The 20,692-nt window shown below is 33.2% G+C and carries 24 protein-coding genes; all 24 read right to left on the reverse strand.

Features of this window, described 5'->3' with window-relative positions:
* Positions 1–3 precede the first annotated feature (3 nt).
* The 24 genes from lolB2 to flxA are packed head-to-tail and all read right to left on the reverse strand — an operon-like array spanning position 4 to position 20,639.
* Positions 4–636 (reverse strand): flexirubin biosynthesis protein LolB2, encoded by a 633-nt coding sequence (lolB2, locus tag AC23MC_RS00870; RefSeq protein WP_487566434.1) that lies wholly within the window; start codon positions 634–636, stop codon positions 4–6.
* The gene (gene lolA2, locus AC23MC_RS00875; protein ID WP_487566433.1) at positions 602–1,228 is read right to left on the reverse strand and encodes a flexirubin biosynthesis/transport protein LolA2; all 627 of its coding nucleotides are present in this window, start codon (positions 1,226–1,228) and stop codon (positions 602–604) included. Before lolA2 ends, lolB2 begins: the two co-directional genes overlap by 35 nt.
* Entirely contained in the window at positions 1,218–1,994 is a 777-nt protein-coding gene (locus tag AC23MC_RS00880; protein WP_487566432.1) for a polysaccharide deacetylase family protein, read from the reverse strand. The genes lolA2 and AC23MC_RS00880 overlap by 11 nt, the downstream gene beginning before the upstream one ends.
* Entirely contained in the window at positions 1,988–3,049 is a 1,062-nt protein-coding gene (locus AC23MC_RS00885) for a beta-ketoacyl synthase N-terminal-like domain-containing protein (RefSeq protein WP_487566431.1), read from the reverse strand. The genes AC23MC_RS00880 and AC23MC_RS00885 overlap by 7 nt, the downstream gene beginning before the upstream one ends.
* Positions 3,046–4,245 carry a beta-ketoacyl-[acyl-carrier-protein] synthase family protein gene (locus AC23MC_RS00890; RefSeq protein ID WP_487566430.1) on the reverse strand — a complete coding sequence of 400 codons (1,200 nt, stop codon included), beginning with the start codon at positions 4,243–4,245 and terminating at the stop codon, positions 3,046–3,048. The genes AC23MC_RS00885 and AC23MC_RS00890 overlap by 4 nt, the downstream gene beginning before the upstream one ends.
* 10 nt (positions 4,246–4,255) lie before the next feature.
* Positions 4,256–4,537, reverse strand: a complete 282-nt coding sequence (locus AC23MC_RS00895) for a phosphopantetheine-binding protein (protein WP_291092231.1) — start codon at positions 4,535–4,537, stop codon at positions 4,256–4,258.
* Positions 4,537–5,097, reverse strand: coding sequence for a 3-oxoacyl-ACP synthase (locus tag AC23MC_RS00900; protein ID WP_487566429.1), 561 nt, complete (start codon positions 5,095–5,097; stop codon positions 4,537–4,539). The genes AC23MC_RS00895 and AC23MC_RS00900 overlap by 1 nt, the downstream gene beginning before the upstream one ends.
* A 1-nt stretch (position 5,098) precedes the next feature.
* Entirely contained in the window at positions 5,099–6,253 is a 1,155-nt protein-coding gene (locus AC23MC_RS00905; RefSeq protein ID WP_487566428.1) for a beta-ketoacyl synthase N-terminal-like domain-containing protein, read from the reverse strand.
* Between the two features lie 6 nt (positions 6,254–6,259).
* Positions 6,260–6,709, reverse strand: coding sequence for an acyl-CoA thioesterase (locus tag AC23MC_RS00910; protein ID WP_248435443.1), 450 nt, complete (start codon positions 6,707–6,709; stop codon positions 6,260–6,262).
* Positions 6,684–7,970 (reverse strand): ABC transporter permease, encoded by a 1,287-nt coding sequence (locus AC23MC_RS00915; RefSeq protein WP_487566427.1) that lies wholly within the window; start codon positions 7,968–7,970, stop codon positions 6,684–6,686. Before AC23MC_RS00915 ends, AC23MC_RS00910 begins: the two co-directional genes overlap by 26 nt.
* The gene (locus tag AC23MC_RS00920; RefSeq protein ID WP_487566426.1) at positions 7,960–8,715 is read right to left on the reverse strand and encodes an ABC transporter ATP-binding protein; all 756 of its coding nucleotides are present in this window, start codon (positions 8,713–8,715) and stop codon (positions 7,960–7,962) included. Before AC23MC_RS00920 ends, AC23MC_RS00915 begins: the two co-directional genes overlap by 11 nt.
* 6 nt (positions 8,716–8,721) lie before the next feature.
* A complete protein-coding gene (gene darH / locus AC23MC_RS00925) occupies positions 8,722–9,717 on the reverse strand; it encodes a BtrH-related acyltransferase DarH (RefSeq protein WP_487566425.1) in 996 nt (331 codons plus the stop codon).
* On the reverse strand, positions 9,717–10,121 hold the full coding sequence (gene DarG / locus AC23MC_RS00930) for a flexirubin biosynthesis protein DarG (RefSeq protein ID WP_487566424.1): 405 nt from the start codon (positions 10,119–10,121) through the stop codon (positions 9,717–9,719). The genes darH and DarG overlap by 1 nt, the downstream gene beginning before the upstream one ends.
* A complete protein-coding gene (locus tag AC23MC_RS00935; RefSeq protein WP_487566423.1) occupies positions 10,121–10,582 on the reverse strand; it encodes a hotdog family protein in 462 nt (153 codons plus the stop codon). The genes DarG and AC23MC_RS00935 overlap by 1 nt, the downstream gene beginning before the upstream one ends.
* A gap of 3 nt (positions 10,583–10,585) precedes the next feature.
* Positions 10,586–11,023 carry a hotdog family protein gene (locus AC23MC_RS00940; protein WP_487566422.1) on the reverse strand — a complete coding sequence of 146 codons (438 nt, stop codon included), beginning with the start codon at positions 11,021–11,023 and terminating at the stop codon, positions 10,586–10,588.
* Positions 11,024–12,157 (reverse strand): dialkylresorcinol biosynthesis protein DarB, encoded by a 1,134-nt coding sequence (gene darB, locus AC23MC_RS00945; RefSeq protein ID WP_487566421.1) that lies wholly within the window; start codon positions 12,155–12,157, stop codon positions 11,024–11,026.
* 16 nt (positions 12,158–12,173) lie between these two features.
* Positions 12,174–13,076, reverse strand: coding sequence for an NADPH-dependent FMN reductase family protein (locus AC23MC_RS00950; RefSeq protein ID WP_487566420.1), 903 nt, complete (start codon positions 13,074–13,076; stop codon positions 12,174–12,176).
* A gap of 58 nt (positions 13,077–13,134) precedes the next feature.
* The gene (locus AC23MC_RS00955) at positions 13,135–14,784 is read right to left on the reverse strand and encodes a phytoene desaturase family protein (RefSeq protein ID WP_487566419.1); all 1,650 of its coding nucleotides are present in this window, start codon (positions 14,782–14,784) and stop codon (positions 13,135–13,137) included.
* A 48-nt stretch (positions 14,785–14,832) separates the two neighbouring features.
* Positions 14,833–15,717, reverse strand: coding sequence for a lysophospholipid acyltransferase family protein (locus tag AC23MC_RS00960; RefSeq protein ID WP_487566418.1), 885 nt, complete (start codon positions 15,715–15,717; stop codon positions 14,833–14,835).
* 5 nt (positions 15,718–15,722) lie between these two features.
* Positions 15,723–15,980: an acyl carrier protein gene (locus tag AC23MC_RS00965; RefSeq protein ID WP_248435461.1), complete on the reverse strand. Its 258-nt coding sequence runs from the start codon at positions 15,978–15,980 to the stop codon at positions 15,723–15,725.
* Positions 15,981–15,989: 9 nt separating this feature from the next.
* Positions 15,990–17,210 carry a beta-ketoacyl-[acyl-carrier-protein] synthase family protein gene (locus tag AC23MC_RS00970; protein ID WP_487566417.1) on the reverse strand — a complete coding sequence of 407 codons (1,221 nt, stop codon included), beginning with the start codon at positions 17,208–17,210 and terminating at the stop codon, positions 15,990–15,992.
* Between the two features lie 11 nt (positions 17,211–17,221).
* Positions 17,222–17,953, reverse strand: coding sequence for a flexirubin biosynthesis SDR family reductase FlxB (gene flxB / locus AC23MC_RS00975; protein ID WP_487566416.1), 732 nt, complete (start codon positions 17,951–17,953; stop codon positions 17,222–17,224).
* Between the two features lie 27 nt (positions 17,954–17,980).
* Positions 17,981–19,090 carry a WG repeat-containing protein gene (locus AC23MC_RS00980; protein WP_487566415.1) on the reverse strand — a complete coding sequence of 370 codons (1,110 nt, stop codon included), beginning with the start codon at positions 19,088–19,090 and terminating at the stop codon, positions 17,981–17,983.
* A gap of 28 nt (positions 19,091–19,118) precedes the next feature.
* Entirely contained in the window at positions 19,119–20,639 is a 1,521-nt protein-coding gene (gene flxA / locus AC23MC_RS00985; protein WP_487566414.1) for a flexirubin biosynthesis tyrosine ammonia-lyase FlxA, read from the reverse strand.
* Positions 20,640–20,692 lie beyond the last annotated feature (53 nt).

The raw sequence follows: 20,692 nt of genomic DNA on the forward strand, positions 1-20,692 counted from the left end.
ATTTTAATTAGTGATTTGATTTAATTCTATGTTTAACTTGATATTTTTATGTTCAATGTTAATTTTTTTGGCAAAAGTAGTGTTTTTTCCTTCAAAGCGAATAACAACTTTTTCTTTTGTTTTAGTTGTATGAATAAGTTGTGTTAGCATTTGATCAGATTTATTTTCGGATAAATAATTAAACCGCTTTCCGTCTTTTACTTTGTAAACTGTATGTGATTGATTTTCAAAAGCTTCTTCTACAAAATAATTTTGTCTGAATACTAATCGAAAATCATCTTTTAATGTGTTCAATACGATTTTCTTATTCAATTCATCCACACAATAAATCACTTTAAAACTATTTTCCGAAACTTCAAAATCAAGTAATGTGTTTCCAAAATCAGTTGTTAAAACAGCTCGATGAATGCTGTCATTTATTTTTTTTGCAACAAAAATTCCGCCTAATTGTTTTCCGTAAACATCAATGCTAGCTTTGTAAACATAATCTTTTTCAGAATCGGAAAAATAAAGGTTTTGAACTTTTTTTTGGCTACTTTCTATCTTAGTTGCGTTGGGAATTTCATATGTTTTGCACGAAACAAAAAGCAAGAATAAGCCACTACTGATTAAAAACCGCATCATCAAATTTGGCATTTAGCTGTTTATTTTTAAATACAATTTTGGTAAAATCGTTCGATGGTTCAATTAATCTTACTTGTGAAACAGTTGACTCTCCAATTGGAAAATATAATTCCACTAATTTGATATATTTTTTTATTGTAGCCGTTTTAGGAGTTAATTTGGTGATATAAAATTCTTTGTTTTTGACATATTCAATTGAAAATTCTTGGTCGTCAAACAGGTTTCCGCTCACGCTTCCTACAATCAATTTATTTATTTTTTCAAACATTTTGCTGTTTCCGGCATTAATGCTACTTTTTTTTCCTTGATCGTTGATGTAAACTTTATTATTTTTAAAAATAATACTGTACTGATACGGATTGGTATATTGCCAATTCAATAAACTAGGCGATTTAAAATACATTTTACCCGAAGTTTCAATGTCTTTTGATAAAAAACTGAGGTGTTTATATTGAATAAAATCGGTTTTTAATGATTTTATGGTTTTTGTTTCTTTTTCAACAGAATTTTTAAATGAAGAAATTTCAGTTGCAGACATTTTCTGTTCTTGAGCAAAAACAGAGAAATTCATACATAAAACAAAAAGCAATATCTTAATTTTCATAAGCCGAAAGATTTAAAAGTTTATCCACAGAAACGATGGAATAATTTTCTGATTTCAAAAATAGCAATAACCGTTCCAATACATTGACAGATTTTTGAGAAGTATCGTGCAAAAGTATAATTCCGCCCGGTTTAATTTTACTTTTCACTCGTTCAAAAATAGTGTTTTCGTTTTCATAAACTGTATCGAGCGAACGGATATTCCAACCAATAACATGATGCTTTGATGTAGAAATTGCTTTGGCAATCATCGGATTTGTTACACCAAACGGTGGACGAAAAAAATTCATTTTAAGTCCTGACAATTGATGAACTAATTTAGTTGTTTTTGTAATTTCATCTAATACTTTTTGAGAAGAAAAAAATCCGAAATTTTCAGAATGAGAATAACTGTGATTTCCAACTAAATGACCATCGGTGATAATTCTTTTAAAAAGTTCGGGATTATTTTCGATTTGTTTTCCAATGCAAAAAAATGTGGCTTTCACGTCGAATTGATTTAGCAAATCAAGCACTTTTTCGGTCATTTCGTGGGGACCATCATCAAATGTCAATGCAATTTCCTTTGAAGTAGAATTTGGTTTGGATGAATACGCTTTGGTAAAATAATTCAAACGAATATCAAACGATCCCCACGTGGTTAATCCCAACCAAACTAAAAAAAGCAACAAAAAAAATGTCCAATGAACTGCTGTAAAAAAGGTGAGAGTAAACAAAACCAATACAACAGTAACACAAAAAAGAACTATTTTTTTATGTTTTAGCATTTTTTGAGTAAGGTTAAACTATGGTCTTTTCCTCGGTATTGATTGTAAAGCAAAACGGTTTGATAATTTCCTTTTTCAGCAGAATTCATTTTGACATCCGAAGGAATAGTTTGCAATTTCAACATATTCAGTGCCATCCAAAGTCCGAATCCCGAAGCAGTGTAAAATTCACCACTTAAATGTTTGTAATAAGCTTGAGGAGTTGTGTTCAATAAATCGCTAACTTGATTAAAATATACATCAAATTCCACATCACCATTATTGCCAAGTACAACTAAATCTATATCGTTTGGATTGATTTTATTATCACTTAAAAATGTTTTTACATAATCCTGAACTTCATCAACTTCCAATGAATTTAGGATGGAAATAGCTTCCAACGTTGCATAAGAACTTTCCTTTTGCTGATTCTCAAGCACAAAAAAACTTGCTCCTTCGCTCAAAATCATTCCTTTAGAAGTTGGATTTAAAACTGAAAACGGTGCATCTTCTTGCTTTTTGATTTTTCCGGCAATACGTTGTACATCAATATTGTGTTGAGCCGTTTCATCAATTCCGCCTACTAAAACCGAATTGGCTTCGTCTGTTTCAATTTGAAGTTTAGCATCTAACAATGCTGTTTCAAAAGAAACTGCTCCATTCACATACGTAAAATTATATCCTTTGCACTGTAACCCAAGAGCAATTTGTCCTGCGACAGTATTGTGAGTAGATTGTATGAACGAAGTTGGCGTTAAAAACTGTTCGTTATTATCTAAAATTGCTTTCAAAAATTTTTCAGAATCTTCCAAACAACCCAATCCGGTTCCGGTTATAATGGCATCGGGAACAGCAAGATTTGCTTCTTTTAAGGCTTGCGTGGATGTAAAGATTCCCATTTTTACACCTTTTGCCATTCTTCTGATGAAAGAAGGCGAAATAACTTCGGTATAAGAAGGTTGCTTTGCATTCAACACTGTTTCTGTTGTATTGATTTCAATTTCTGATAAAAAATTGGAATCAACTACTTTTTGAGCCGAAATGCATCCTACACCATTGATATAACTCTTTTTCATTTGTTTTTAGAAAATAGAACGGTTGAACAATTTCCTCCAAAACCAAACGAATTCGACAGCACATGATTGATCGATTTCTCTTTCAATGTGGTTTGTGGAATCAAATTAAATTCTTCCATTGGTTTTTTAAAATTCATATTCGGAAAAACCAAATTATGCTGTAAAGCCAAGACACTATAGACTGCTTCGATTGCTGCAGCAGCTGCTAATGTGTGACCTGTAAATGCTTTTGTGGAGCTAAAATCCGGCACATTATCTGTAAACATTCTCAAAATGGCTCTTCCTTCAGACAAGTCGTTGTTGGGTGTTGCCGTTCCGTGAGCGTTGATGTAATCAATATCTTCCGGTTTTAAATCTGCTAATTTGAATGCTTTTTGCATGGCTAAAAATGCTCCTTCACCATTTTCTGATGAAGCAGTTTGATGAAAAGCATCGTTGGCATTGCCAAAACCGCTGACATAAGCCAATACTTTTTTATTGTTTTTTTGTACAATTTCATCGGATTCTAGCACTAAAAAAGCGGCTGCTTCACCCAGATTTAAACCTTTTCGGTCATTATCAAAAGGTGTGTTATACGTATCAGACAAAATCATCAACGTTTTAAATCCATTGATGGTGAATTTCGCTAAAGCATCGGTTCCGCCCACAATCACTCGGTCTAATTGCCCGGATTGAATTAATCTGCAACCTAACATAATGGCGTTGGCAGCAGAAGAACAAGCAGTACTAACAGTTGTTACCATTCCTTTCAGACCAATATAATCGGCTATTTGATGAGAAGAATCGCCGGCATCATGACTATTGAGGAATCGTCTGACTGATTCATCTTGATAATAATCATAAAAATATTTTTCGTTCAAATCCATTCCGCCAACGCTTGTGGCAGAAATAAATCCGCTACGGCAATCGTTTATATTGCTGATATTGGCATTTTCAAGAGCTTCGCAAACAGCAATTGCTCCTAATAAAGTTGTTCGTGAAAAATTGTTGTCTTCAGACAAATTAAGTTTTTGAGCTAATTGTTGGTTGGATAATTTAATTTCGCCCACCATAATTACCTCTTTGTGAATTGTTTCTAAATTTTCGATAGTAGAAATTCCGGTTTTACCGTTTTTTAACGATTGAAAGTTTTCTTCAACAGAATTTCCTATTGAAGAAATGATTCCCATTCCGGTTATTGCAACTCTTTTATTCATTAACAATTATTTATTTTGTACGATTTGCAGCGATATAATTAGCCATTGTTTCAACCGATTGAAAGATGGTTTTTCCTTCTTTTGGATCAGTTAATTTAATACCGTAATCTTTATCTAACAAAACGATTAATTCGAGAGCATCAATTGAATCTAAACCAATTCCGTCTCCAAATAATGTTTCGTTGTCATCAAATTCTTCAACAGAAATGTGTTCTAAATTTAATGCTGCAATAATTTTTGCTTTTAATTCTTGCTTTAATGCTTCCATATTATTATTTGTTCTTTGTTTTATTATTCTACTAAAAATAGTTTTGCTAAATACTTTTCTTCAAAATATTCTACCCATCCGCAAAGCACTTTTGATGCTTTTTTACTTTGTAAAAGTGATTTGGCATATTGCGTCAAAAATACTTCATTATTTTCTTCAAAAACAAAAAAAGCATTTTCAGATTTCAACTGATGTTTAATACTTATTTCTCCTACACAAATGTTTGGTAATGTGTAAACAAAAACGGCAGGACTTGGAAAATAATTTCCCTTGTCATCAATGGAATGCTGGTACTTTACATCGGTGTCTAAACTAGATGATTGGTTAGCAAAAACCAAAGCAATATTGTTTTCTGATTCGGCAACTATTTGTTCATTTAAGACCATTTCTGATGCTAAAAATGCTAATTTACTCAAATTGTCCATTTTAAAAAATTTTGGATAATTAATTCCGAAATTTTTATAAGCAGACTTAGCAAATTCTGCAAATGAATCTACCTCTGATTCAAATACTTTTTCATCATTGATAAAAATTGCATTTGCTTCAATTTTGCAGGAAGTTGTTATGGTAAATTTACGTTCCAAATTAGTTTATCTTTTCAAAAATTACTGCTGTGTTGCACCCTCCAAAACCAGAGGCAGTTTTTAAAAAACAATTGATTTCAGCCGTTTTATTATCTTTAATCACAGCAATAGATTGGGTTGTTCCGTCATTCTGAAATCCTTTTGATACAATCAATTGATTTCGCTTGGCACTTTCTATTGCGATAACTGTTTCTAACAAACCGGAAGCTCCCAACGTGTGACCGTAAAATCCTTTGAGGCTGTTTACCGGAACGTTTTGCAAATGTAATCTATTGAATGCAATTGCTTCCATTTCATCGTTGTATAAAGTAGCGGTTCCGTGTGCGGAAATATAATCGATTTCTTCGGCTTTAATATTTGCTTCCGTTAGAGCACTTTCAATACTTCTGAACAATCCTTCGCCGGTTCTTGATGGCCCAGAAATGTGATTGGCATCGTTTATTGCTCCATCTCCACAAATTTTTATATCATTTGAAGTAATTTTATCTTTATCCGAAGTCAAATAAACTGCCGCAGTTGCTTCACCTAAAGTTACTCCATTTCGTTCTGAATCATACGGTTTGCAAGGCAATTCACTCATGGCTTGAAAGGAACTGAATCCGGATAACACAAATTCTGTAACCTCATCACCTGCTAAAACAAAAGCATCATCATAAACACCTACTTGAATCATTCGTTTAGCGACTGCAATTGCCAAAACTCCTGAAACACATGCATTTGAAAGCACAATTGGTTCTGTTGTAAAACCAAATAATGAGCTTATTTTTTTGGCTAAGAAAGCTAATTGAGCTTCTTTCATCGGATTTGATTCTAATTCCAACGAGCTAATATTTCCTTTTGTCGTTGAAAAAACAAAAGCTGTTCGTTTAGAAATTTGATGTTTTTCAACCAAAGGCAATAAAGCCAAAAGCAACATTTTTTCTAATTTGGTAAACTTTTTATCTGAAACAGAAAAAGGAAAAACAGTTTTATTGAAAACCTCATCTAACTGAGAAGTTGAAACAATAGAAGCATAAAACTGCTCTAAATTCCCAACATTTTTGTGGAGTTGAATGCCACTTTTTTCTTTTTGAAGTGCATCCCAATTCGAATTCACATCAAAACCTAACGGAGTGATGCAATTAGTTTGGGTAATATAGACACTTTTATTGTTCATTAAAAATTATTTTAAAAGCCCTACTTTTCGTTTCCATTCTTCATAAAATGGCGGATTATTAAGTGATAAATTTCCGTTTACATCCACAAAAACCTGAATTGTTTCGCCGGTACAGGCAATTTCATTATTGGCATCAAAAATTTTATATCTAAAAATCATTTTAGCTGCCGGAGTGTCAACAATAGTAGTTTCAATTCTGGCAACATCGCCGTAACGTAAAGAAAGTTTGTGCTCACAAACCGATTTTACAATTGGAGTAGTAAAACCATATTTATGCACATCGAGATAGGAAATTCCGTGTTCGCGACCAAAGGCCTCTCTCCCATCTTCAAAATAAGTGATATAATATCCGTGCCAAACAATTCCTAGTGGATCAGTTTCGTTGAATCGCACCCTGATATCTTTGGAAATGGTTAACTGCGAAGCTTCATCATACTGCTCTTTTCTTTTTGTCATAAGCGATTGCAATGGTTACTGTGATTATAAAAAACAAAAGTAATAAACTTATTTCAGGCAAAATTTCTAAAATACCGCCATTTCTGAGCAAAACATCATAAAACGCATTCAATCCCCAATTCATTGGCGAAATGTGTGCGATGAATTGCATCACTTTTGGCATGGCAAAAACCGGAATCCAAACACCACCCATCGCTGCTAAAATCACCACCGAAGTTGCTCCAAATGGTGCAGATTGTTCTTGGGTTTTGGCTAATGTTCCCAACAAAATTCCGAAACCAACCGCTGCTAATCCGGCAAAAATGGCTACGATACTCATTAAAAATAATTTCCCGCTCACATCTAAAGCAGGTAAGCCGATGTGCGGAAAAAGATAAATTCCAACAGCAACCATCAAATAGAATTGAATCATACAAATCACTAAATAGGTTGCTGTTTTTCCTGCAATAACCACAGCATAAGGAACAGGATTTGTGATTAAACGAACAAGAGTTCCTTGGCTTTTTTCTTTAACAATATTGATGGAAAGCGGTACTACGATGAAAAAAATGGCAAACAACGTCCAAGCCGGCACATTGTGCTGAACTGAGTTAGGTAAAATTTCTTTGTTATCGATAGTTGGCACAATTTCTTTGAAGGAAATAAAACTTTCCTGTTCAAAAACGGGTTCGTCGCCTTCGCCCAATTGTTCTTGAAAAGTGGTATAAATGGAACTCGTTTCAATTTGAGAAATCATTTTGTCAATGGCGTTTTTCACTCCATTTTTAAACGACAATTGCGTTGCCGGATCAAAATATAATTTTATTTCTTTAGGTTCTATTTTCTGATTTTCAACTTCGGAAGAAATGGAATCGGTTAGCCCAAACGAGCTTACAATTCGATCCACATTTTGATTTACTTTTAGTTGCAAATCGGAACTTAATTTTTCCGGAATTATAATTGCTAATTGATATTTCCCTTTAAAAACAGCATCTTGAGCAACTTCTTCCGTAATATCTTTACCGTTTAATTGGGTTAGCACTTCAAACGAACCGCTTTCATTCAAGTTTTGACGAACTGTTTTTGAAATCGTATCATTATCATTATCCACCAACAAAATAGGAATTTTTACATCCGACATCGATTTATAAGTACCATCTTGAATGAGTGTGATTGTTATAATAAGAATTAGTGGCATTACAAAAAGTATTACCAAACCACCAAAATCTCTTTTGAGCAGAAGCATTTCTTTGTAAACCGACATGAAAAACTTATATAACATCGCGAAGTTCTTTTCCGGTTAATGATATAAAAACATCTTCTAAATTAGAAGCATTTTCTGTTTCGGCAATCAATTGCTTTGGTGTTCCTTGAGCAAAAATTTTACCTCGGTCGATTATGGCAATTTGCGTACAGAAATCTTGAGCTTCCACTAAATGATGAGAAGTATAAATGATGGTTGTTCCTTTGGAATTGAGTTCTTTCAAATAATCAATAATTACATTTTTCGATTGAACATCTACTCCAACGGTTGGTTCATCTAAAAATAAAATTAACGGATTGTGCAAAATTCCGGCAATTAGGTTTACTCGTCTTTTCATCCCTCCGGAGAACGTTTCAACTTTTTTATCGGCAAATTTCAATAAGCCTAAATGGTCTAACGATTGCTCCACTTTTGACTTTAATTCTTTTCCTTTCAAACCATACATACTTCCAAAATATAACAAATTTTCTCTTGCTGTTAGTGTTGGATATAAGGCATATTCTTGTGGAACAACGCCCATTAATTTTTTAATTTCTGTTGCATTTTTTTGATAGGTTAATTCGTTGATGGAAAATTTCCCTGAAGTAGGTTTGATTAATCCGCAAAGAATAGAAAGTAACGTTGTTTTTCCTGCACCATTTGGCCCCAATAATCCAAAGATCTCCTTTTCTTCAATAGCTAAATTTAGATTATTTATAGAAAAATCATCGGCATCTTTATACTTTTTAAAAAGTTGTTCGATATGAATTATGGGTTGTTTCATGAAAGCCTAAATTGCTTTTTTGAGCGTTTTAAAGAAATTCTCTTCTAAATCGGCAATGTGCAAAAGTTCTTTTGAAAGACTGTTGTAAACATCGGTTTGACTACTTCTGTTTTTATAAACTCGGGAAGCGTTCACCGCAAAATCTCTCCACAAATCCCCAATTCTGGTCATTTCTTTGGAAAGTTCATATAGTTTTTCATTTTTTAGAATTGGGGCAGCTTCTTGTAAAAATGCAGCATAAATAAATCGGAAGCCTCCACCTCCTGTGCCAATTTCTTCTTGCATGCGAACCATTTGAGCAAGGTAATGGTTGGCTATTTTATTTCCTTTTTTATCGGCCCATTTCGGTATACTTCTGGCGACCATTCGGATTCCTTTTACACCCACAATTGGAATTGGTGCCAACATTTCACGGCACGTATTTTTGATTCCTTTTTTAATTGCTCCCTCCCAATCAATTTCTTTCGGAATATGAATGGGATAATACATTTGTCCTTTTGGAGCTAACGCACCTTTGGCAAAACGAACTTTTTCCAGTTCAGCTTCTGTTAATGTGGTTACCGTTTCCATTACAGGATCACTAATTAAAAAGTGATTGTCCTTTTTGCCATAAACCACTAAATTATGAGCATTGAAATGAAAACGATATTCGTCAGGAAAATAAGTTAAGTTATAAACCCCAACTTGAAGTCCGGTAGGAATATTATTTTTTAAATTTTCTTCTAATGCATTTTGAGCACTTTTTTCATTTGAAAACTTAATGCGTTTTACTTTAATTCCGAGTCTTTTTGCAGCTCTGTTAAAAATAAAACCGGGCATTGGTCTATAACTAATTGCCGGAGCATGATTGACTTTTAAAATTGGAAGATAGAAAAACAAGATTCCGGAACCAATTCCAAAAACCATTGGTTCGCTAATATTAATTCCCTGATGCTTCAAGAGATTGGAAGCAACACCATTTTCGCAGTGAGCGGATTGATGATGAATAAAATTTGTTTCCATTATTCTCCTTTAAAGTTTTTTAGCTCTTCGACAGAAATCTCAAAAGCTTCGGCATATTTTGATAAGACTTTATTACTTAATCGTTTAAAAACGGATGGTTTTCTGTGTCTTTTTATTCTCCAAATCCACATTCCCACATAAGAAGATAAAACAACCCAATCCATTTTATGCACTTCCATGAAGTACACAATTGGACTCGAAATGCCATTTTTTACATCTTGTTTTGCCGTTTCAATTCGTTCGTTTATATCTTGAAGCGAATTTTGCAAAGCGATGGTTTTGGGCTCCCAACCAGTACTTAACGCAGTGGTATAATTGCCGTTTTCATCGGTTGCATAACACAATTCTTTGATGTTATTTTTGGACAAATTGCCCTTATCCTGAGGTACTTCTTCCTTTTTCATTAATTCGTTTTCTGGATAAAGAGGTTTAATTCGGCTTCAAAAAGTAATTCGGCTTCAAAATAAGTGGTACATTTCATACTACATATTTTGTATTCGTCGGCATCAAATCGTGAAATTAAAGCAGCTTTGGTCTGAATTGTGTTCCCAACCTGTGGTAGAGAATAAACTTGCAATTTTTTAATTCCGCTGATAAAACCTACTACACTAACATCTTCTTTTTCATTGTGATTATCATCAATAAAATAGGATTTTGCTACTATTGATGAACAGGTTTGAGCCGCATTTTCAATTAATCCTATTTCTGAAAAAAATAAATTTTCCACAAAAAGATTATCATTTTTAATTTCAAAAACTGTAATTACCTCATCTTCATTAAACTCAACAATATAATCAACCATTAACATCGGAGCACGATGTGGAAGATAATTTTGTATTTCGATTAAATTTTCCAGAGGCTGCATACTTTAATTTGCTAAAACAGTTTTCATTTGACCTTTGGCAATTTCAACTCCGTTTAATTTAGATGAAATATCTACCAAAGTGACACCCATAAATTCATGTAGAACCGTTACGATTGTTTCGATTTCTTCATTTAATTTTGGTAATTGATTGATTTCGATACTTTTTATTGAACCAATATAACCCACCGGAGCAGGTTGTTGTTTCAAATAAAACTGATATCCTGTGTATAATGCCACTGACTGAGCCATGTGTTCAATTAAACCTGATTCTTGAAAAACAGCATCTTTTACAAAAATGTTGTTTTCAGGAACTGTCAAACCCACCACAATTTCATTTTCCTTAAAATCAATTAGCTTATCCACCATGACAAATGGAAATTTTTGTGGAATTAAATTTTCCACAAAGTTTTTATCTAAAATAGGTAAAACCGCATTTTTCATTTAGCAAACAGTTAAATAGGCATAAGCATACGAAAAACGACCACTTTCTGGTACTGAAAGCAATAATTTATCTCCTTTTTTCAATTTTCCGGAATTCATGATTTCTTCCACCATCAAATAAATGGAAGCCGAGCCGACATTTCCTACATCTTTCAAATTCATAAACCATTTTTCCATCGGAATTTCAACTCCTCTTTCAGCTAACGATTTTGCAAGTTTATCTACAAAATAATGCGAAGAAACGTGTGGAAGAAAATAGGTTATTTCATCCGGATTGATATTGTTTTTGTCTAAAGCAGCTTTCATACTTTCTGCTCCTTTTTCCAAAATATATTTGTCTAATAATTTTACATCTTGTTTGATGGCAAAAATCGATTGTTCTAACCATTCATTTGAATGAAAATCACTCCACGGTTTGATTTCGCCATTTTCTAATTTATCGCCACCAGCATACATACATGCTTCCAATTCATGAGCATACGAAAACGCTTCCATCCATTCAATTTTTAATGGATTTTCGCCTTTTGGTTCATTTTCCAATAAGAATGCCGCAGCTCCATCGGATAACATCCAACGAAGAAAATCTTTTTTGAATGCTAAAATTGGATGTTCTTCGATACTTTGTTCATGAACAATTTCTGCTTCATATTTATCGGCAAGTAACCATGTTGAAACTCTTTCTGAACCTGTGCAAACCGCATTTTTTGAATTTCCGGATTTAACTGAAAGGAAACCAAACTTTAATGAATTCATACCGGCATTACATACGCCTGAAGATGAATTTAATTCTACAGATTTATTTTTCATTAAACCGTGAACCATAGCCGCATGAGATGGCAATAAGTTATCCGGAGTAGATGTTCCGCAAGAAAGCACTTCTACATCTGTTGATTTAAACGAATTATCATACAGTGTTTCTATTGCTAAATTAGTTAATTCTGCGTTTGTGTGCGTTGGAATACTATTTTCATCTAAAGCATAATATCTTGAAACAATTCCGTTTTTACGAAGAATTATTTTTCTTGCTTTTGAAGCGGAATTATTAATTAAACCCAAAAAAGATTCCATTTCGTCATTAGAAACAGCTTTGTTTGGCAAAAATTTCCCTGATTTTGTTATGTAAACTTCAAACATATATTCAGTTGTCAGATCAAACTCCTTTGTAGTAAGTTTTTTCTTTCTTTATTTGGTTAGTTTTAAAAGGAATTGAAAAAAGGTGCAATATATATACAATTGGTGAAATTATCCATATTGCTACAAACAAATATAAGTTAAAGAATTTTAACCATGTTGGTCTTGAATTCCTTTTTTTTATGATAAAATTGGCCCACTTAGTGAACATTTTGTTGGCTTTTTTATCCATTTCAATCAAAAAAGGTCTTATTTCTACGGCATTTTTGGCAACTAATTCATTTTGTAAAGTATCAAACTGATTTGTTTTTAAATGCTTTAAAATAATTTCGCCAAATTTTGAAGAATTAGAAATTTCATCTGCAGCCACTCCAGGCTTTGGAAAAAAACCTAAATATTTTGTTTGTTTGCCGGTAAACATCCAATGTACAATTGTGATAACACTTATATGGTTGATATGTCTGTCTACTAAAGCAATATTACCAACTAATTTGGCATTAGCATTTTTGAGGACATTTTTCATTTTTTCCTGAGCCATTATCCACATATTTCGGGCTCCAATAACTGTAACAACAGGCGTGTTTTTGATAATTTGCTGACCAAAATCACTTTTTAAAAATGAATTAATTGGAATAGAAGGTGTTAAATACCAAACTTGATACGCTAGAATAACCAAATCATATTTTTTACCTAAAATTTCCTGAGAAGGTTGATGAATTGGTGCCGGAATTTGCAAAAATGATTCAGGAAAAGCATCAAAAAAATCGGCTTTTTGCCACGGAAAAGGAAACGGTTTTTCCATTTCAATGTTATAAAAAGTAACCGAAATCTCTTCGTCATTCAAGAGTGGTTTGGCTATATTTTGGGCAATTTTTTCTAATTGACCGGATTGAGTGTAATAGATTACAATAACGTTTTTCATTACTTCATTGTTCCTTTCGTTGGTTTTTAAAGATATTAAAAAAATTAAATCAAATAAATTAAATTTTTACTTCTTTAAAAGTTCTGATTTTATCTTCTCGTTTGGCTAAAACAAAATTGCTCCAAGTGGAGGAATCTTCGGCATCAAAAATGGTTATTTTTTGCGATTCATCTTCTATGAGAAAATCCGTTGATTTGCAATTTAATATTCTGGCCGCGGCTTCCAAACCTGAATAACTTGCTCCTGTCACACCGTGTGATAAAGTACTAGCTCCGCACAAATAGAGATTTTCAAATTCTGTTTGATTTTTATAGGCAAATGGGCCGATTTGTCGTAAGGTTTTCTCAGTTCCATAAACATTTCCTCTGGTGCTATTGATGTAAAATTGGTTTGTTTTAGGAGTTCCTAATTCGGCTTGAACGATATGTTGACGAACAGGAGGAATTAATTTTTCGACCGTATTTAAAAATTTTTCAATTATTTTATTTTTAAACACTTCATATTCTTGTGTGTGATAATCAACTTGGTTAAACTGCTTAAAACTATCAAAATCAACATAGGAAACGATTTCAAAATTGTGGTATCTTCCGTTAAAGCTAACAGGATCTTTGAGTGTTGTGCAACTCATAAACAAAGCAGGAAATTCTTCTCCTTCGGTAATGTTACCTTTGGTAAGAATATCAAAATGACCATCAATATCTTCATTTTTAAATTTCCATATATTTCCGGAATCAATGCCAAACAATGTTACATCAATATCTAATGTTAAAAATAAAATTAAAGAAGTTACCGAGTATTTAGTTTTTTCGAGCCTTTTAACTAATTTTTTGCTGCAATTATCTTTTCCAATAAGTTTTAAAAAAGTAATAGAAGGATCTGCATTTGAAATAATGTTTTTAGCATAAATACGTTTTCCGTCAAGCATTTCAACCCCAATAGCTTTTTTGTTTTCAAGTAGAATCTTACTAACTTTTTGTTGTGTTTTAACCACTCCTCCTAAACTTTTAATTTTGGTTGTCATGGCTTTTACGATTCCGCCACCGCCACCCATTGGATAATAACCACCTTCAAAATAATGATTCATCACGGAACAATGAACCGGAAAACTTGCTCGATTGGGTGGAAGTCCGTGATCGCCACATTGAGCATTTAAAATTGCTTTAACTAATGGATCTTTGATGTGCCAACCAATTACTCGCTTTAATGAAAATAAAGCAAATTTTCCAAAATGTTTCGTACGAAAAGGAACAGTTATTTTTTGCCAAAGTCCTTTTAATTTTGGAATCAGCTGAAGCTCATAATTGACTTTTTCAATTAAAGAAAGGTATTCTTTGATATTTTTTGCTTCGTGAGGAAATTCAGTAGCGAGTTTATTTTTTAGGTTTTCGATACCTGCAGGATAATCAAATTGATAATCACCAAAGTAGCAATGATCATAACCGTTTTTATTCATTCTAAAAAATATAAGGTCATTGGCAATGCCTAAACTTTTATAGAGTTGGTTGGTAGATTGTCCTTCTGCCAACAAGCCGATGTAATGAACTCCTGGGCTAAAACGTTGACCATTTAAGGTAAAACTATGGCACCATCCGCCGGGAACATCGTGTTGTTCTAACACTAAAACTTTTTGTCCGGAACGAGCTAAACAAAGAGCAGTTGTTAAACCGCCGGCTCCTGAACCAATAATGATTGAATCAAATTCTTCCATACTTTATGTTGGTATTTAGCTAAATAAAATTTGATTAGCTATCATTAATTAGTTAGTTTTTATATCATCCCAAAAATCAAAATAATTGAACCATTGCAACGGATACTTTTTTAGCATAGATTCCACGCTTTCAATGTATGTTTTGAGCAATCCTTTTTCGTCTCGGTATTTTGTGTGTGCTTCTCTGGCATAAAGGTGATAATGCAGGTTATTTTCTTTCATTACATAAACAAAAACTACAGGAACTTTCAATCTAGATGCGATTAAAAATGGTCCTGCCGGAAAATTTGCTTCTTTGCCAAGAATCTCTTCTGTTAAACATTTTGTTCCTTGAAAATAGCGATCGCCGGTGAAACAAATTAACTCATTATTAGCCAAAGCATTATTTATATCAAAGATATGCGACATATCCTCTTTGACAAATATAAATTTTATAGAAGATTTTTGAGCAATACTTTCCAAATAATCTTTGATGATTGTATGCTCTAAGTCGGTGGTAACCAAATTTATTTGACAATCTAAGTCAATGTCTGCAAAAAAATGTTCTGCTATTTCAAAGTTTCCAATGTGAGCACTAATGAGAACTCCACCTTTTTTTTGGGCTAATAGATTTTTAAGCACATCAATTCCATCAAATTCATAGGTAAATCGATTACGAAGTCCAACTGAAATAGCTGTCTTATCGATAATTGTTTGACCAAAAGTGAAATAACTTTTAAAAACAGCGATTTTGGTTTTAAAGTTCGAATAACCTAATCTGTTTTTGAAATAATAACCAATTGCTTGATTACTTTTCTTTAGAAATAGAAAATAGTAAGAAGCTACGAAGTAAAGCACAAAATAAGATGCTTTAATTCCTAACTTCTTTATACAAAAAACAAAAATTTTATAACCCAGTAGTGTTCCTCTCGATTTTCCGTCCCACTTGCTCATGACGGTTATACTTTTTCTTTTACTTTAATCTTATTTTCAATTAAATCATAAAAGTTTTGAAAGGTAGCAATTCCCACAAAGTCTGCTTCGCCTAGCTTTACACCAAAATTAGATTCGATAGTAACCACTAAATCAACATAATCCAAACTATCTAATCCAAGTGTGTCTTTTAAATTAGCTTCGGGAGAAATTGTATCTCCATCTACCTCAAACTCCTCTACTAAGAAACCATTGATAGTTTCAATAATATCTGCTTTATTCATTTTTTAAAATTATACTTTTTTTACTACAAGTGCTGAATTTGTTCCCCCGAATCCGAAGGAATTCGACAAAAATATATTAATTTTTGAATTTATTGTACTTTTCACAATATTTAATTTTGCAGAATCTTCATCAGGATTTTCAAAATTGATATTTGGGGCAATAAAAGAATGTTGCATCATGAGGATAGAATAGATTACTTCACTAGCTCCAGCCATCCAACATTCGTGGCCTGTCATTGATTTTGTAGAACTAACCGGGGTGTTATTTTCTCCAAAAATTTCAAAAATTGCTTTGGCTTCATTTCCATCACCAACGGGTGTAGAAGTAGCGTGAGCATTGATGTAATCAATTTGATCCGGTGTAACGTTTGCTTGTTCCATCGCACGTTTCATTGCTGTGGAAGGTCCTTCAACATTAGGAGTTGAAATATGACCTCCATTGGATGAAAATCCGTAACCAATTACTTCGGCAATGATTGGAGCACCACGTTTTACGGCAGACTCATAACTTTCTAATATTAAAGTTGCACCTCCACCACTTGGCACTAAACCATCGCGAGAAGCATCAAATGGTCTGGATGCTTTGGTTGGATTTGCTTCGTCAAGAGAAAAAACACCTAATCCATCAAAACTCGACATAGCATATTTATTTATTTCTTGAGCTCCACCGCAAATAATTGTGTCTTGTAAACCACTTTTTATTAAGTGATAACCTAATCCAATTGAATGCGAACCGCTTGCACAAGCTGCACTTACGGTTAAATTGATTCCACGCAATCTAAAAATCGTTGATAAATTCATCGTTACTGTAGAATTCATCGATTTAAAAATTGCACCTGAACCAATTAAAGTAGTGTCTTTTTTTTCTCGAATAATATCGGTTGCTTCAATAATTGCCATTGAAACACTATCGTTTCCGTAGAGAATTCCTACTTCGTTTGTATCAAAAAAGCTATCATCAATATTTGCATTTCGCAAGGCTTCGATGGTTGCCATGTAGGCATATTCGGTTTCTTCACCTATGCTGATTCGCTGTCTTCGCGTGAGCAAAGCTTTCAAGTCTGGTCTTGGCACTTTTCCGGTTAAGGCTGAACGAAATCCAAAATCTTTTCTTTCTTGATCAAAAACAATTCCTGATTTGCCTTCATAGAGTGATTGTTTCACTTCGTCTAACGAAGTTCCAATGCAGGAATAAATTCCCATTCCGGTAATAACTACTCTTCTATCCATTCTTATTTTAGTTAAGAATATATCCCACCATTAATATTAATTACTTCACCTGTAATGTATCCTGCTTTTTTAGAAACTAAAAAACTCACTAAATCGGCCACTTCTTCTGCTTCACCAAAACGATTGGCTGGAACTAATTTTATTAATTCACTTTCGTCAAGCGAACTTGTCATATCAGTTCGAATGAATCCAGGAGCTACTGCATTTACGGTGATATTTCGTTTAGCAACTTCCTGAGCTAATGCTTTTGTAGCGGCAACGATTGCTCCTTTTGCGGCAGAATAATTGGTTTGTCCGGCAGTTCCTTTTACACCGGAAACTGATGCCATATTTACAATTCGACCATATTTATTGCGAAGCATTTTTTGGATAAAGAAGTTCGTAACATTGAAAAACCCGTTTAAACTAGTGTTTACCACATTGCTCCAATCGTCGTGTGTCATCCACATAAAAAGACCATCTTTTGTGATTCCGGCATTGTTTACGATAACTTCTACGATGGCTTCCGAATTTTTTTCCTGCCAATCTGATAAAGCAGCGGTAACTGCTTGAGCATCGGAAACATTAAATTGAATAATTTCTCCGGTTGCTCCTTTGTTGATTACTTCCTGAAGCGTTTTTTCGGCAGCTTCTTTATTACTTTGGTAATTGATGAGAATGTGGTAATTACTTTCTTCTGCTAATTTTTGACAAATAGCACTTCCAATTCCTCTTGAACCACCGGTTACTAATGCACACTTCATATTATAATTGTAATTGTTTATTCTATTTTATTTTTGAAAAAGTTCGGCGTTATCAAAATATTGATTTCCTAAAATTGAACCATCCGATTTTAGAAAACACCATTTTTTGTTTGCTTTTACTCTTGCCAATCCGTTTACGAATCCCTTGTCATCACTATTAAACATACTAAAACCAACAGCGGTTATTTGATAATTTGTTGGAATTACTAATTTTCCGGTTGTATCAATGAAACCCCAATCTTTTGATTTTACAGCAGCTAAACCATCGGCGGAAAAAACTTCGGCATCATCATAAATTGGTTGAACAATATAATCGCCTTTTGCATTGATAAATCCCCATTTTTTTCCGTCAAAAACAGGAGCTAATGATTTTGAAAAAGCTCTAACTTTCTCAAATTTTGGTTCGATAACCCAATTACCATCCAAATTAATAAAACCCATTTTTTTATTTTTTCTGGCGTAGGTTAAATCATCAGAATGGAAATCCCAAATTTTATCGGCTCCTTCCACTTGTTTGAATGTATTTACTTTCACTAATCCAAACGCTTCGCCTTTTCTGGCCCAAGTTGTGTTTTTGTGATAATTTCCAATTTCGTCATATTCTGCATTTACAACTTCTTTGCCGGATTTATCAATAATTCCCCATTTTTCGTTGTTCTTCACTCGGGCGTAGTTTCCTTCGAAAGATTTAATCACTTGGTATTTTGGTTGTAAAATCACTTCACCTTTTGGATTAATCAAACCTACATTTTCACCTTGACGGATGAATGCTACACCGTCTTCAAAATCATATAATTTTTCTGAAGCAGGCATTTGTACTTCTTTACCGGTTTTATCGATATAGAACCATCTTTTTTCCTTTTCAACCAAACACAAACCACTGTTAAAATACTTTACTTTTGTGAAAGTAGCCGGAATTACCCAATCTCCTTTTGAATTGATAAAACCCCAATTCCCGTTGTCTAAAGCGGCAGCCAATCCATCTGAAAAATTTTTGGCGTCTTTAAATTTTGGTAATATAGCATATTCTCCGGTTTTGGAAATATAACCGAATTTGTCACCTTGTTTTACTAAGGCAAATTCTTGTGCTGTTACGAACTGAACAAACAACACTACTAAAAGAGTAAGCTTTTTCATGTTTATAAATGTTTTGGTTAGTACTAACTTATATTGACATTAAATATTCTTTCACTTTTTGAATGTACGGATACATCACTTGATCTTCCTTGAATTCCGGTATAATTTCACGCACATCATCATATAATTTCTTTGTAATCGAAGAAACTTTATCATCATATCCCAACGCATCAATTGCCTGAACAATCGTTATGATTTCGATGGCTAACACTTCAAATGCATTTTCAATTACTTTGCCAGTAATCACCGCTGCATTGGTTCCCATACTAACAATATCCTGATTATCATTATTATTAGGAATACTGTGCACATACATTGGATTAGACAACATTTGGTTTTCTGCTGTTGTTGATGTGGCTGTAAATTGAACTCCCTGCATTCCGAAATTGAAGCCTAAGGTACCTAAATTTACGAAAGGAGGCAAAATTTCGTTTAATTTTGAATTCAAAAGATAATTTAATTGTCTTTCAGACAGCATTGTTAATTTCGTAATTACAAGTTTTAACTTATCCATTTCAAGGGAAATATAATCGCCATGAAAATTACCACCATGATAAACATGCTTGTTTTTTACATCAACAATCGGGTTATCATTGGCAGAATTTATTTCTTTTTCTAAGACAGAAGCAACAGATTTTACGGTATCTAAAACCGGACCTAAAATTTGCGGCACACAACGTAATGAATAATATTCTTGTACTTTTTCTTTAAAAACATCTTCATTATTTTCACCCGAATACAAATGATCTTCTCTTTTTCGGATGAGTTGACTATCTTTTAGGTTATTTCGCATTATTTTGGCAATTTCCTGTTGACCAAAATGAAGTTTAGTTTCATTTAATTCGGCAGACAAATGATCATCATACGCAGAAACAATTTCATTAATTGCACATGAACATTTTACAGCCCAATCGATTAATTTTTGAGCGTGAAAAACATTCACAACGCCAATTCCTGTCATCACCGAAGTTCCGTTCATTAACGCTAATCCCTCGCGAATTTCAACTTGAATGGGTTGAAGATTTTCAATTTTAAAAACCTCTTGCGTTGCCATTCTTTCGCCTTTGTAAAACACTTCGCCTTCACCAATTAAAACCAACGCCAAATGTGCTAATTGGACTAAATCGCCACTTGCTCCAACGCCACCATGTTCAAAAATCAAGGGTGTTATATCGCGGTTGATAAATTCTTTCATCAAATGAATTACAGAAGGATGAACACCTGAATTTCCTAATGAAAGTGTATTTAGCCTGGCTAAAATAGCTGATTTTACAAAAAATGGATTTAAGGGTTTTCCAATACCGGAAGAGTGACTTCTAATCAAATTATATTGCAACTGAATTTGATCTTCTTTTTTAATACGGTATTGAGCCATTGGTCCAAAACCTGTATTTACGCCATAAATCACTTTATTTTGAGCAAACTCTTTTAAAAAACTATAACTTTCTTTTACTCTTTCTAAAACTTTTTCACTTATTTCAGCTTTATCATTTTTAAAAACGATGGACACAAATTGTTCCAAGTCTAAATACTCTCCAATGACACTCATTATAGTTATTTTAATTTACTAATTTTTTTATGAATTTATTTTTAATTTAATGG

The organism is Flavobacterium sp. T50_26 (assembly GCF_057652995.1).